Source organism: Neisseria sp. 19428wB4_WF04 (assembly GCF_015235335.1).
GTDB lineage: Bacteria > Pseudomonadota > Gammaproteobacteria > Burkholderiales > Neisseriaceae > Neisseria > Neisseria musculi.
On the sequence record NZ_JADGLG010000230.1, the window covers coordinates 1 to 257 of the forward strand.

Genomic DNA, 257 nt, shown 5'->3' on the forward strand with positions numbered 1-257 from the left:
CTTTATCCAAACAGGGGGCAAAAACTGAAGCTGCTGCACACTTTCTACACCGCTCCGTATCGCGCCCCTTATCCAAACAGGAGGGCAAAACCGGGTTGCGCCGAGAAAGGAACTGCCGAAGCGTATCATTCCCCTTATCCGGCAGGGGGCAGAAACGTGCATCTCATATATATGCTGTGCTGGCGCGCGGGCGTATCGTTCATCCAACAGGGTAAAAACACCGTCTGAAAGCTGCCCGGCCGTCTGAAAGCGTATCG

Annotated in this window: 1 protein-coding gene; it reads left to right on the forward strand. The window is 54.9% G+C overall.

Annotated elements, in window-relative coordinates; all coding sequences use genetic code 11:
• Nucleotides 1-228, forward strand: a 228-nt coding sequence (locus IR141_RS13725; protein WP_209304469.1) for a hypothetical protein, incomplete at its 5' end; no start/stop codon positions are given.
• Between the last annotated feature and the right edge of the window lie 29 nt (nucleotides 229-257).